Raw genomic sequence first — 11,991 nt, forward strand, 5'->3', positions numbered from 1 at the left:
ACGTCATTTCTTCTTCGCGGTCAGGTAGTAGTAGGTGCCGGCGACAGCCAGGCTGAAGAACCAGCCAAAGTCGAACAGCGACTGCAGCAGGCCCGGGACGGAGCCCTTGTCGAGCACGCCCGACACCGCCAGGTAACCGGGCAGGCAGGGCAGCACGCCCAGGAAGAACGCGACCAGCGCATGGATGTTCCAGCCATTGCTGTACTCGTATTCGCCACCACGGCGGTACAGGTCGTCCACCTTGAGCTCGCCCTTGCGCACCAGGTAGTAGTCCACCAGCAGGATGCCGGCGATGGCACCCAGCAGCGTGCCGTAGCCGCCGAGCCAGGTGAACAGGTAGCCGCCCGAGGTGGCCAGCAGCTTCCAGGGCATGAACAAGAGGCCGATGAGCGCGGCGATCATGCCTCCCATGCGAAAGCTGATCTTCGATGGCGCGATCTGGCTGAAGTCGTACGAGGGCGAGACCAGGTTGGCCGCCACGTTGGTGGTCAGGTTGGCCAGCAGGATGACCAGCAGGCCGATGCCGGCGGCCACGCTGCCCATCTGCGTGAGCAGGCCGTCAGGGAACAGCTGCGCCTTGCCGTAGAGGATGGCCGAGGCCGAGAAGCCGATGACGCCCACCATGGAGAAGAGGGCCATGGGAATGGGCAGGCCGATGGCCTGGCCGATGACCTGGTCCTTCTGCGAACGCGCAAAGCGCGTGAAGTCGGGGATGTTCAGGGCCAGCGTAGCCCAGAAGCCCACCAGCCCGGTCAGCGCCGCCCAGGTCTTGGGCCCGCCCTCCACCACCTTGGCGGGCAGGTTGAACAACTGACCTGCAGGCACCTTCATCATCAGCACCACGACCAGCAGCAACGAGGCGCCCACCATCAGCGGCGCGGCGATCACCTCCAGCAAGCGGATGGATTCCGGCCCCTTCCAGATGAACCAGAGGTGCACCGCCCAGAACGCCAGGAAGCACGTGAACTGCGAGGTGCTGATGGTCTGCCCGTCGGCCGGCCCCGCGAGCCCCATGCCCAGGATGTTCAGGAAGCCGTGCAGCGCCAGCGCGCCGAAGTAGCAGTTGATGGAGAACCAGCCGCAGGCCACCAGCCCGCGCAGCACGGCCGGCAGGTTGGCGCCTTTGACGCCGAAAGAGGCGCGCGCCAGCACCGGGAACGGCACGCCGTAGCGCGGCCCCACGCGGCCGATGAGCACCATGGGAATCAGCACGATGCAATTGGCCAAAAACACCAGCCACACCGCCATCTGCCAGGTGAAGCCCTGGTCCAGCATGGAACTGGCCATGGTGTAAGTGGGCACGCAGACCACCATGCCCACCCACAGGGCGGCATAGTCCTTCCACGCCCAGTGGCGCTGCGCCTGCGTGGTGGGGAGCAGATCTTCGTTGGCCAGCGGATTGGACGCTGCGCCGGGCAGATGCCCCGCCCCATGGGCGGCGCTGCCGGTACTGTGGTTCATGCCTTTACTCCTCTGTGAAATATTTACTTCTTGGGGTTGCACACAAGCCGCTGCCGGATCCGGCGTTCCGGTGGGAGGCAGATGGCGGGACGGAGCAAGTTCACGCTCCAGGGGAAGCGAGCGATGCTACCGGCGCACAGCGCACTGCGCCAGATGCAGCGCAGCACCGGGGTGCGCTGTCCGCCAGGCACTGCATCACGCAGCAACCCGCTGGGGGTTGTTGGGGTGGGTCGTCCAGTTCGCGTACTCGCCTGTGACCACCTTGCCCGTGCGCGCATCCACCTCGCCGGGCGCGAGGCTGCGCAGCGTGATGCACTCGGGCACGGGGCAGATGGAGACGCACAGGTTGCAGCCCACGCACTCGGCATCGTTGACCTCGAATTTGCGCACGCCGCCCTCCTTGGTGAAGGTGATGGCCTGGTGCGAGGTGTCCTCGCAGACCACGTGGCAGCGGCCGCATTGGATGCAGGCGTCCTGGTTGATGACGGCCTTGTCGATGTGGTTGAGGTTGAGGTTCTTCCAGTCCTTGACGGTGGGCACGGCCTGGCCCTTAAAGTCTTCAATGGTCTTGTAGCCGCGCTCGTCCATGAAGTTGGACAGCCCGTCGCACATGTCCTGCACGATCTTGAAGCCGTACACCATGGCCGCGGTGCACACCTGCACCGTGCCGCAGCCCAGCGCGATGTACTCGGCCGCATCGCGCCAGGTGGTGATGCCGCCGATGCCGCTGATGGGCAGGCCGGCGGTCTGCGCGTCGCGTGCGATCTCGGCCACCATGTTCAGGGCGATGGGCTTGACGGCCGGGCCACAGTAGCCGCCGTGCGAACCCCAGCCGTCGGTGCTGGGGCTCATGGTCATGCGGTCCAGGTCCACGCCCATGATGGAGTTGATGGTGTTGATCAGCGACACCGCATCGGCCCCACCGGCCTTGGCCGCGCGCGCGGGGTGGCGCACGTCGGTGATGTTGGGCGTGAGCTTGACGATCACCGGCAGGCGGCTGTAGTGCTTGCACCAGGCCGTGACCATCTGGATGTACTCGGGCACCTGGCCCACGGCGGCGCCCATGCCGCGCTCGCTCATGCCGTGCGGGCAGCCGAAGTTCAGTTCGATGCCATCGGCCCCGGTGTCCTCGACCAGGGGCAGGATGCTCTTCCAGCTCTGCTCCTCGCAGGGCACCATGAGAGAGACGATCATGGCCCGGTCGGGCCAGTTGCGCTTGACGCGCTTGATCTCTTCGAGGTTGGTGTGCAGCGGCCGGTCGGTGATCAGCTCGATGTTGTTCAGCCCGATCACGTGCCGGTCCTGCGACATCAGCGTGGCGTAGCGCGGGCCGTTGACGTTGACCACCGAGGGGTCCTCGCCCAGGGTCTTCCAGACCACGCCGCCCCAGCCCGCCTCGAAGGCACGGGTGACGTTGACTTCCTTGTCGGTGGGGGGCGCCGAGGCCAGCCAGAAGGGGTTGGGGCTGCTGATGCCCAGAAAATTGCTGCGGATGTCGGCCATGGTGTGGTGCTCCGGTGATGTGCGGTGATGGCGGCTGAACGGCGCTCAGGCGGCCAGTGCGGCGTGGATCGAGATGGCGGCCACCTTGCCGTGCTCCACGGCTTCCACGGTGAGGTCGCGCCCCCCGGCCCGGCAGTCGCCGCCGGCCCACACCCGGGCCAGGCTGGTGCGGCCGTCCGCGTCGGTAGCGATGCGCCCGCCGGTGAGCGCGATGGCCTGGCCCACGGGCTCGGGCACATAGGTCTGGCCAATGGCCTTGAGCACCATGTCGGCCGGGATCACGAAGTTCTCACCGGTTTCAATGAGCCGGCCGCCTTCCAGTGCCGTGGCGGCAAAGCGCACCCCGGTCACAGCGCCATCGGCACTGAGCACCTCCTTGGGCGCAGCGAAGTGGCGGATGGTGACGCCGTTGGTCTGCGCCCATTCCTGCTCGACGTGCGAGGCGGACATGCTCTCGGCCCCGCGGCGGTAGGCAATCGTCACCTCCTCGGCACCGAGCTTGCGCGCCTGCACGGCGGCATCCACCGCCGTCATGCCGCCGCCGATCACGACCACGCTGCGCCCCACGGGCAGGGTTGACAGGTCAGCCGTCTGGCGCAGCTCGGCAATGAAGTCCACGGCATTGCGCACACCGGTGGCCGTGGGCTCGGCGATGCCCAGGGCGTTCACGCCCGACAGGCCCAGGCCGAGGAACACTGCGTCGTGGCTGGCCAGCAGGCTGTCGAGGGTCATGTCGCGGCCCAGCAACTGGTGCGTGCGCACCTCGATGCCGCCAATCGACAGCAGCCACTCGACTTCCTTCTGGGCGAAGTTGCCGGTGGTCTTGTAGCTGGCCAGCCCGTATTCGTTGAGGCCGCCGAGCTTGGTGCGGGCGTCGAACAGCACGACGTCGTGGCCGCGCACCGCCAGGCCGTGGGCGCAGGCCAAGCCTGCGGGGCCGGCCCCGACCACGGCGATGCGCTTGCCGGTGGATGCGGCACGCTGGAACAACGGGGCACCGGGCTTGGCGAAGAAGGCATCGGTGGCGTAGCGCTGCAGCGAGCCGATCTCGACCGGCTTGTCCTCATTGGTGTTGCGCACGCAGGCCTGCTCGCACAGCACCTCGGTGGGGCAGACGCGGGCGCACATGCCACCCAGGGGGTTGGCCTCCAGGATGGCGCGGGCGGCGCCCCGGTTGTTGTCCTGCGCGATGCGGTGGATGAAGGAGGGGATGTCGATGCCCGTGGGGCAGGCCGTGGCGCAAGGCGCATCGTGGCAGTAGTAGCAGCGTTCGGCCTCGATCAGCGCCTGCGGGCGCGTCAGCGGCGGGTGGGCGTCGCCGAAGCGGGTGGCGTAGTCGGCCAGGTTCAGGCGTGCGGCATGAATGCCGCAGGCGTGGCTTGCGGGTGTGTCCATCAGATTTCCTCCGGCAGGGTCAGGGTGGGGGCAGGGGCGCTGCACGCCGGCAACGCAGCGGCGTGGCCCGATCCGCACGGACGGCGGCAGGGGGCTGCGCAAACAGTGCATGCACAAGGGCATGCAGCCGCAAATTCCGGAGGTTTCATCGTGGGCCTCGCTAGGGGTTGCAGGTGCCCGGTGCTTTGGCTGCACCGGTGCCCTGCTGGCTGTTGAATTTACCAACCAGTAAAAATTTACCAATTAGTAAAATCCCTACAGCAAGCCGCATGCCAGGCTTTTGCCAGCCACATTGACACACAATGGTGCAATGACCGACGCCCGACAGCCCCCCTCCGCCTCCGCCCGGCGGCGCCCGGAAGCCCCCAGCCCCCCGGCGACCGCCCCCGCTGCGGAAACCGCCGCCAAGGCGCCCACCGCGTCGCGCCTGCTCAAGGAGCAAGGCATCCTGACCGAGGCGGAGAACCATTTCGCGCAGTTCGGCTTCGAGGGCGCCTCACTGGAGAACATCGCTGCAGCCATCGGCATCAGCCGGCACAACCTGCTGTACTACTTCCCGAACAAGGAAGCGCTGTACCAGCGCGTGCTGGACGACGTGCTGACCCAATGGCTCGCGGGGATGGAAGACCTATCGCACAGCGACGACCCCCAGCAGGCACTGCGCCGCTACATCCGCGCCAAGCTGCGCTACTCGCGCGAGCGCCCCAATGGTGCAAAGGTATTCACCAAAGAGGTGATTGCCGGTGCACCACGCTATGGCAAGGCCATCGCCGCGCGGGTGGGGCCGCTGCTCAAGGCCGAGGTGCGCACCTTCGAGCGCTGGGCGCGCGAGGGCCGCATCGCGCGCGTCAACTTCACGCACCTGATGTTCATCATCTGGTCGGTGACCCAGGCCTATGCCGAGCAGGAAGCCCAGTTCGCCTTGCTGCTGGGCAAGCCGGCGCTGACCGAGCGCGACTACGGCAAGGCCGAGGAGCTGATCTGCCGCATGGTGATCAAGGCACTGGAACCTGACGCGGCGCGGGACAACCCGCCCGGGGCAGACTGACGGACGGCATCACGCGGGCTGTGCGGCATAGCAGGCCAGGCGTTCGCGGTCGAGCAGTTCGACCACGCGGTAGCCCACACGCAGCATCCCCTCTTCTTCCCATTGCTTGAGCTGGCGGTTGATGCTTTGGCGCGAGACGCCGAGCATGAAGGCCAGATCCTCCTGCGACACGGCCAACACCACCGTGGTGGATTCCGCGCTGGCGGGCCGGCTGTCCAGCATCACGAGCCGGTGCGCCAGCCGCACGGACAGCGGCTGCAGGATGGCGTCGTCGATCCAGGCCAGGGCCTGGCGCAGCCGCAGGCACACCAGCCGCGTGAAGGCCATGTGCAGCGCCGGCTGCGTGGCGATCAGGTGGTGGAAATCCGCCGCCTGGACCACGGCCACCTCCGACGGCTCCACCGCGCAGGTGTCGTACACGCGCTGCTGGCCCACGAACAGCGAGACCTCGCCGAACCAGTGGCCCGGCTCCAGCACGGCGATGACGGCCTCGCGCCCGTCCGGCGCGGCCACGCTCACGCGCAGCGCGCCCTGCACCATGCCGAACAGCGCGTCGGGAGCCGACCCCTTGAGGAACAGCGAATCCCCACGCTGCAGTTGCCGGCGGTGCGCCACCTGCAGCAGGGCGTCCTGCACCTCCTGCGGCAAGCGCAATCGCTCGTCGGCGCGGTGCCCGAGGTGGGCCGGAAGGTCGGTATCGGGTGCCGGTTCGGGCTGGGAAGGCATGGAGTGCACCTGGGGGCGAGATGGCTGGCGGCAGCCATTGTGTGGGCAAGGGAGGTCGCCATGGCGACGCGCAGCGGACATCCCCGGGTTTGTACCACCCCCCAATTGCCAACACCGGACAGTCTCGCCAGTGCGGCCTGCGGATAGTGGACCGGCGCGCGGCAGGCCCCTCGGGTCGCCGCACTCCTTGAACCGCCATCGACCTGAAGGACGCCCCCATGACCACCCCCACCACCGAACGCAATGCCCGCCGCGAGAAGACCGTGCTCGACCACTTCGCCGACGAAACCCGCCAGGATTTCGATGCCGTGCTCGGCACCTTTCCGCACCCGCACTACGAACTGATCCCCACCGGCGAAGTGCACGACGGCAACGAGGACGTGCGCCGCTACTACACCGCCACGCGCCAGGCCTTCCCGGACCAGCGGCACGAAATCATCGAACTGCGCCATGCCGGCGACTCGGTCATCGTGGAGTTCTGGCTGCTGGGCACGCACAAGGGCCCGCTCGCTGCCTTGCCCCCCACAGGCAACACCTTCCGCTGCCGCATGATCGCGCTGTTCATCTTCGACGAGGCCGAGAACCTGGTCTGCGAGCGGGTGTACTTCGACACGCTGACCATGCTGCGCCAGTTGCTGGTGGGCGTGCCACCGGCCGCGCTGCCCGGCATCATCGGCTCGCTGCTCGGCGGCCAGGCAGCCACCTCCGGCAAGACATCGGTACCCGAGCAGGCCACGGCATGAGCGGGCGCCTGCAGGGCCACCACGCGGTGGTGACCGGCGGGGCCCAGGGCATTGGCCTGGCGATTGCACGCCGCTTCCTGCACGAGGGCGCCAGCGTCTCGCTGTGGGACATCAGCGACCGCCAGTTGCAGGGCGCAGCGCAGGCGCTGGACGCCCCGGGTCGGATGTTCACCGCAGCCGCCGACGTGCGCGACGAGGCCGCCGTAACGGCTGCCGCCCAGGCCAGCGCCACAGCCCTGGGCCCGGCCACCGTGCTCGTGAACAACGCCGGCGTGCTCGGCCCGCTGGTGCCCACCTGGGAGCACAGCGCGGCCCAGTGGCGTGCGGTGCTGGACACCAACCTCACCGGCGCCTTCCTGTGCTGCCGCGCGCTGGTGCCGCAGATGCTGGCAGATATCGCCGGTCAGCGCGCGCCCGCGGTCGGGCGGCGCGTGGTCAACATCGCCTCGGTCGCGGGCAAGGAAGGCAATGGCCTGAACGCTGCGTACTCGGCCTCCAAGGCCGGGCTGATCGCGCTGACCAAGTCGCTGGGCAAGGAGCTGGCCACCACCGGGGTGCTGGTGAACTGCATCACCCCGTCGGCGGCCGAGACCGGCGTGTTCGACGGCGTTCCCGAAGAACACCGCGCCCAGCTGCACCAGGCCCTGCTGTCGCGCGTGCCCATGGCCCGCTTCGTCGAACCGGCCGAGGTGGCCGCCATGGCGGCCTGGCTGGCGTCTGCCGATTGCTCGTTCAGCACCGGCGCCGTCTTCGACATTTCGGGCGGCCGCTCTTTGTACTGAGGAGACCTTATGAACATGATGACCGAACCCCTCTCGCCGGCCAGCCTGCTGCAGCCCGTGGCCGACTTCGACGGCGCACGCAGCGCTCCCACGCCGCAGGACCGGCTGCGCGCGCTGCGCCGCGCGGGCGAGCAGTTCCGCGAGCGCTTTCTCGGCGAACCTGCCGTGCGCTATGCGCGCAGCTTCGACCTGCTGCGCATCCCCTACCCGGCCTGGTATGCCTTCAACGGCGTGTACTCGCAGCAGTTGCTCAAGCCTCACATGGTGCACCTGCTGGCACGCACGGTGCTGGTGCAGTTAGAGGATTTCGAGGGGCACCTCAGAAACCTGCTGTTCACCCCCGCCGATTTCGAGACGGGCAGCGAGACACCCTATTTCAAGCGCCTGAGCGAGCAGACCCCGAAGTTTTTGCACGGCGTGATCGCGCCGGTCTACGGCACGGTGCTGCAGGCCCTGGCCTCGGTGGGCGTGGCGCCGGAGCAGATCGATTTCATCACCTACGACCACCTGCACACCCAGAACCTGCGCCGCTGGCTGGGCACGGGCAGCGAGCGCGGCCTGCTGCCCAACGCCCGCCTGTTGGTGCACCGCCAGGAGCTGGCCAGCGTGGCCGGCCTGCTGCCCACGCAGGCCGACTGGTACTGCCCCGAGGGGTTGCAAGGCGTGGCGCCCGAACGCATCGTGCCCTTCGACGGCAGCGTGCAACTGGGGCGCGGCATCGCGCTGGTGCACACGCCGGGCCATACCGAGGGCAACCACTCGCTGGTGTACCGCACGGGCGACGGCATCCGCGTGAGCAGCGAGAACGGCGTGAGCGCCGACAGCTGGGCGCCCGAGGCCTCGCGCCACAACGGCATACGCCGCTACGCGAAGGCCACCGGCTCCGAGGTGGTCCTGAACGGCAACACCCAGGAGGGCAGCGTCGACCAGTACCTGTCGATGGTGCTGGAGAAGACCATCGCCGGCATGTCGGCCACGCACGGTTTCAGCAACGTGGTGCCGTCCAGCGAATGCTCACCGCACTGGCTGTTTCCCGGGGCGCCCACCAGCCATCTGTGGGGCGCCACCGCCTCGGGCGCGCTCCAGCGGCCCACCTGAGCCGGTTCGCTGATCTCCATCCATAAAACAGACAACACGAGACAAACGCCATGAACTCCCCCGCCGCCATCTTTCCCGCTGATGCGGGCGCCTCGCACGCGCCCGCCACCGCTGCAGACGACGCCACCTATCGCCAGATTGCCTGGCGCTTGATCCCGGTGCTGTTCGCCTGCTACGTGTTCAACTACCTGGACCGCACCAACATCGGCTACGCCCAGCTGCAGATGAAGAGCGACCTGGGTTTCAGCGACGCGGTGTTCGGCCTGGGGGCAGGCATCTTCTTCATCGGCTACGCGCTGTTCGAGATTCCGAGCAACATGCTGCTGGCGCGCGTGGGCTTTCGGCTCACGCTGCTGCGCATCATGGGGTTGTGGGGCCTGGCCTCGGCCGCCACGCTGTGGGTGACCACGCCGGCGCAGTTCTACGTGCTGCGCTTCCTGGTGGGGGTATTCGAGGCGGGCTTTGCGCCCGGCGTGCTGCTCTACCTCACGCTGTGGTTTCCCTCGCAGCGGCGGGCCAAGGTCACGGCGTTGTTCTTCATGGCCTACGGCGCGGCGCCCATCGTCGCCGGGCCGCTGGCGGGCGCCAGCATGACCTACCTGGACGGCCTGCTGTCGCTGCGGGGCTGGCAGTGGCTGTTTCTCGTGGAAGGGGTGCCCTGCGTGCTGTTGGCCGTGCTGGCGTACAAGCTGCTCGACGACGGGCCACAGGCCGCCCGCTGGCTCACGCCCGCGCAAAAGCGCCAGGTGCAGGACGATCTGGCACGCGACCAGGCCGCCAGCGGCGCGGATGCGCGCAGCAGCTTTGGCAGCGCATTGCGCAACGGGCAGGTGTGGCTGCTGGGCTTCATCTCCTTCCTGGTGATCCTGGGCATCTACGCCATGTCGTTCTGGCAGCCCACCATGCTGCAGTCCATGGGCCTGTCGGTGATGCAGATCGGCCTGTACTCGGTGGTGCCGGCAGTCACGGGCATCGTGGCCACGCTGCTCATCGCCGGGCATTCCGACCGACGGCAGGAGCGGCGCTGGCATTTCGCGGTGACGGCCTGCATCGGCGCGGCCGGGCTGTCGCTCACCACCCTGTTCATGCAGAGCCCGGTGGCCGCAGTGGCATGCCTGTCGCTGGCCTCGGTCGGCATCTCCAGCGCCTTCGCCATCCTCTGGGCCGTGCCCGGCAGCCTGCTGAGCCGCAACGCTGCGGCGATGGGCATCGCCCTCATCACGACCATTGGCGGCACGGCCGGCGTGGTGGCGCCGGTGATGGTGGGCGCCATCAAGACAGCGACCGGCGGCTTCACGCTCAGCCTGTACCTGCTGAGTGGCGCCCTGGTACTGGCAGCGGTGCTGATGGTACTGGCCGTGGGGCGCGGCAGGCAGGCAGCGCGCTGAACCCATCTCCCTCGGGGCCTGGGACAAATTGCCCCACCCCACCCGCGCACAGGGGGCCGGGACGATAATGCGGCCATGTACGCGCTGCGCACCTCGTCACTGCTGGCCCGCCTGATCCTGGCGTGGTTCGTGCTGACCGTGGGCGCGGCGATCGCGTCGCCCATCGTCCATCCCCAGGCCCTGCAGATGGTCTGCACCACGGGCAGCACCGTCAAGCTGGTGGCGGTCAGCGAAGATGGCGGTGCCACCGAACTGGGGCAGCACACCCTCGATTGCGCCATGTGCCTGGGCGCCAGCGCACCGCCGCCACCCGTGCAGCAGCATGCACAGCGCCATGGGCCCCTGGCGCACATGCTCGCGCCCACTGTGGCTGCCGCCATCGCTGCCATCGTTGGCGCCCCCCTGCCCGCCCGCGGGCCACCGACCTCGCTCGCCTGACACCTGCGCTGCTGCATGCCAACCAAGGGCATGCGCGCGCTTTGAGCGGTAGCCACCGCGCCTTGGCGGCGCCGGTGCGCGCCTCGGCGGTAGCCCGCCGTCCCATCCTCGATACGTACCCCCATGAACACCCCATCGACACCACCACGCCTGGCCGCTGCCGCAGCGCCGGGCCCCTCCCACCACCGCCGCGGCCTGCTGGCCCTGGCGCTCGCGCCCCTGCTGGCGGCATCGCTCGCCGGCTGCAAGAAGGCGCCAGTGGCCTACAAGGGCATGGACATCACCGGCGCCGAGTACGCCCGGGATTTCCAGCTCAAGGATGCCCAGGGCCAGGTGCGCACACTGGCCGACTACCGGGGCAAGGCGGTGATGCTGTTCTTCGGCTTCACGCAGTGCCCCGACGTGTGCCCCACGGCCCTCACCCGTGCGGCAGAGATCCGCCGCCTGCTCGGCGACGACGGCCATCGGCTGCAGGTGGTCTTCATCACCATCGACCCCGAGCGCGACAACCCGACCGTGCTGGGCGCCTACACGCAGGTGTTCGATCCGAGCTTCATCGGCCTGTATGGCGACCTGGAGCAGACGGCCGCGGCAGCCAAGGAGTTCAAGGTCTATTACAAGAAGGTGCCCACGGGCGCGTCCTACACCATGGACCACTCCGCGTTCAGCTATGTCTTCGACCCGCAAGGCAAGCCGCGCCTGGTGCTGCGCCACGAACAAAGCGCCAAGGACTGCGCCGACGACCTGCGCCAGTTGCTGCACTCCGCCTGAACCCCTTCCATCCACAGAGACCATTCCCATGCATTCCATCCAACGATCCATTCTGGCTGCCGCTTGCTTCGCCGCGCTCGCCATCCCGGCCTTCGCCCAGGTCACCGTCGAGGACGCGTGGGTGCGCGCCACCGTGCCCCAGCAGCAGGCCACGGGCGCCTTCATGCAGATCCAGGCCGCCAAGGACAGCAGACTGGTGTCTGCCAGTTCCCCGCTCACGAGCGCCGTCGAGGTCCATGAGATGGCCATGCAGGACAACGTCATGCGCATGCGCCAGGTGCCCGCCGTCGAGCTGCCCGCCGGCAAGGCAGTGAACCTCCAACCCGGCGGTTACCACGTGATGCTGATGAACCTCCAGCAGCAGGTGAAAGAGGGCGACACGGTGCCGATCACCCTGGTCTTCGAGGGCAAGGACGGCAAGCGCGAATCGGTGGAGGTCAAGGCCCCCGTGCGACCGCTCAACGCCGCAGCGCCAGCTGCGGCCCAGGGTGCGCACAAGCACTGAACGCCATGGCAAAGCGGACAGTGGGTCCGCCGCCGCTCTGGTACGGATTTGCATCCAATCGAACAATCCGACGGAAAGCCGCTGACGGCGCTTGCTACAGCGCCGCAGGGCGACCCAACGAGCGACGGTGTGC

12 protein-coding genes are annotated in these 11,991 nt (G+C 68.2%); 8 read left to right on the top strand and 4 right to left on the bottom strand.

All coding sequences use genetic code 11. From position 1 onward, the window contains the following. Positions 1 to 3: 3 nt before the first annotated feature. The 3 genes from ACSQ9E_RS24400 to ACSQ9E_RS24410 all read right to left on the bottom strand — a co-directional run bounded on the left by ACSQ9E_RS24400 (position 4) and on the right by ACSQ9E_RS24410 (position 4,359). On the bottom strand, positions 4 to 1,461 hold the full coding sequence (locus ACSQ9E_RS24400; RefSeq protein ID WP_057205178.1) for an NCS1 family nucleobase:cation symporter-1: 1,458 nt from the start codon (positions 1,459 to 1,461) through the stop codon (positions 4 to 6). A 195-nt stretch (positions 1,462 to 1,656) separates the two neighbouring features. Continuing rightward, positions 1,657 to 2,964: an NAD-dependent dihydropyrimidine dehydrogenase subunit PreA gene (preA, locus tag ACSQ9E_RS24405; protein ID WP_057205180.1), complete on the bottom strand. Its 1,308-nt coding sequence runs from the start codon at positions 2,962 to 2,964 to the stop codon at positions 1,657 to 1,659. A 45-nt stretch (positions 2,965 to 3,009) separates the two neighbouring features. Continuing rightward, positions 3,010 to 4,359, bottom strand: a complete 1,350-nt coding sequence (locus ACSQ9E_RS24410; RefSeq protein ID WP_057205182.1) for an NAD(P)-dependent oxidoreductase — start codon at positions 4,357 to 4,359, stop codon at positions 3,010 to 3,012. Positions 4,360 to 4,669: 310 nt separating this feature from the next. Here ACSQ9E_RS24410 and ACSQ9E_RS24415 point away from each other — a divergent pair, with 310 nt between their 5' ends. After that, complete coding sequence (locus ACSQ9E_RS24415; RefSeq protein ID WP_057205185.1) at positions 4,670 to 5,407, top strand: TetR/AcrR family transcriptional regulator; 738 nt, start codon at positions 4,670 to 4,672, stop codon at positions 5,405 to 5,407. 9 nt (positions 5,408 to 5,416) lie between these two features. Here the strand turns inward: ACSQ9E_RS24415 and ACSQ9E_RS24420 are convergent, their stop codons facing one another. Beyond that, complete coding sequence (locus ACSQ9E_RS24420; protein ID WP_057205186.1) at positions 5,417 to 6,133, bottom strand: Crp/Fnr family transcriptional regulator; 717 nt, start codon at positions 6,131 to 6,133, stop codon at positions 5,417 to 5,419. A 218-nt stretch (positions 6,134 to 6,351) separates the two neighbouring features. Here ACSQ9E_RS24420 and ACSQ9E_RS24425 point away from each other — a divergent pair, with 218 nt between their 5' ends. The 7 genes from ACSQ9E_RS24425 (at position 6,352) to ACSQ9E_RS24455 (ending at position 11,858) form a co-directional block, all read left to right on the top strand. After that, on the top strand, positions 6,352 to 6,876 hold the full coding sequence (locus ACSQ9E_RS24425) for an ester cyclase (protein ID WP_057205188.1): 525 nt from the start codon (positions 6,352 to 6,354) through the stop codon (positions 6,874 to 6,876). Next, positions 6,873 to 7,658, top strand: coding sequence for an SDR family NAD(P)-dependent oxidoreductase (locus ACSQ9E_RS24430; protein ID WP_057205189.1), 786 nt, complete (start codon positions 6,873 to 6,875; stop codon positions 7,656 to 7,658). The genes ACSQ9E_RS24425 and ACSQ9E_RS24430 overlap by 4 nt, the downstream gene beginning before the upstream one ends. A 9-nt stretch (positions 7,659 to 7,667) precedes the next feature. Then, positions 7,668 to 8,756, top strand: coding sequence for a hypothetical protein (locus ACSQ9E_RS24435; RefSeq protein WP_436219407.1), 1,089 nt, complete (start codon positions 7,668 to 7,670; stop codon positions 8,754 to 8,756). Positions 8,757 to 8,806: 50 nt separating this feature from the next. Continuing rightward, positions 8,807 to 10,144 (top strand): MFS transporter, encoded by a 1,338-nt coding sequence (locus tag ACSQ9E_RS24440; protein WP_436219408.1) that lies wholly within the window; start codon positions 8,807 to 8,809, stop codon positions 10,142 to 10,144. 75 nt (positions 10,145 to 10,219) lie between these two features. Next, positions 10,220 to 10,582 (top strand): hypothetical protein, encoded by a 363-nt coding sequence (locus ACSQ9E_RS24445; protein WP_436176810.1) that lies wholly within the window; start codon positions 10,220 to 10,222, stop codon positions 10,580 to 10,582. A gap of 123 nt (positions 10,583 to 10,705) precedes the next feature. Continuing rightward, positions 10,706 to 11,353, top strand: coding sequence for an SCO family protein (locus ACSQ9E_RS24450; RefSeq protein WP_057265259.1), 648 nt, complete (start codon positions 10,706 to 10,708; stop codon positions 11,351 to 11,353). A gap of 28 nt (positions 11,354 to 11,381) precedes the next feature. Beyond that, the gene (locus ACSQ9E_RS24455) at positions 11,382 to 11,858 is read left to right on the top strand and encodes a copper chaperone PCu(A)C (RefSeq protein WP_436219409.1); all 477 of its coding nucleotides are present in this window, start codon (positions 11,382 to 11,384) and stop codon (positions 11,856 to 11,858) included. The last annotated feature ends 133 nt before the right edge of the window (positions 11,859 to 11,991 follow it).

This window comes from Acidovorax sp. LjRoot118 (genome assembly GCF_964253575.1).
Classification (GTDB): Bacteria; Pseudomonadota; Gammaproteobacteria; order Burkholderiales; family Burkholderiaceae_C; genus Acidovorax.

Excerpts from the sequence above, each read along its gene's own strand:
- ACSQ9E_RS24430 (WP_057205189.1), top strand. The coding sequence starts at position 6,873 with ATGAGCGGGCGCCTGCAGGGCCACCACGCGGTGGTGACCGGCGGGGCC.
- ACSQ9E_RS24425 (WP_057205188.1), top strand. The coding sequence starts at position 6,352 with ATGACCACCCCCACCACCGAACGCAATGCCCGCCGCGAGAAGACCGTG.
- ACSQ9E_RS24440 (WP_436219408.1), top strand. The coding sequence starts at position 8,807 with ATGAACTCCCCCGCCGCCATCTTTCCCGCTGATGCGGGCGCCTCGCAC.
- ACSQ9E_RS24415 (WP_057205185.1), top strand. The coding sequence starts at position 4,670 with ATGACCGACGCCCGACAGCCCCCCTCCGCCTCCGCCCGGCGGCGCCCG.
- ACSQ9E_RS24450 (WP_057265259.1), top strand. The coding sequence starts at position 10,706 with ATGAACACCCCATCGACACCACCACGCCTGGCCGCTGCCGCAGCGCCG.
- ACSQ9E_RS24445 (WP_436176810.1), top strand. The coding sequence starts at position 10,220 with ATGTACGCGCTGCGCACCTCGTCACTGCTGGCCCGCCTGATCCTGGCG.
- ACSQ9E_RS24435 (WP_436219407.1), top strand. The coding sequence starts at position 7,668 with ATGAACATGATGACCGAACCCCTCTCGCCGGCCAGCCTGCTGCAGCCC.
- ACSQ9E_RS24410 (WP_057205182.1), bottom strand. The coding sequence starts at position 4,359 with ATGGACACACCCGCAAGCCACGCCTGCGGCATTCATGCCGCACGCCTG.
- ACSQ9E_RS24420 (WP_057205186.1), bottom strand. The coding sequence starts at position 6,133 with ATGCCTTCCCAGCCCGAACCGGCACCCGATACCGACCTTCCGGCCCAC.
- ACSQ9E_RS24400 (WP_057205178.1), bottom strand. The coding sequence starts at position 1,461 with ATGAACCACAGTACCGGCAGCGCCGCCCATGGGGCGGGGCATCTGCCC.
- preA (WP_057205180.1), bottom strand. The coding sequence starts at position 2,964 with ATGGCCGACATCCGCAGCAATTTTCTGGGCATCAGCAGCCCCAACCCC.
- ACSQ9E_RS24455 (WP_436219409.1), top strand. The coding sequence starts at position 11,382 with ATGCATTCCATCCAACGATCCATTCTGGCTGCCGCTTGCTTCGCCGCG.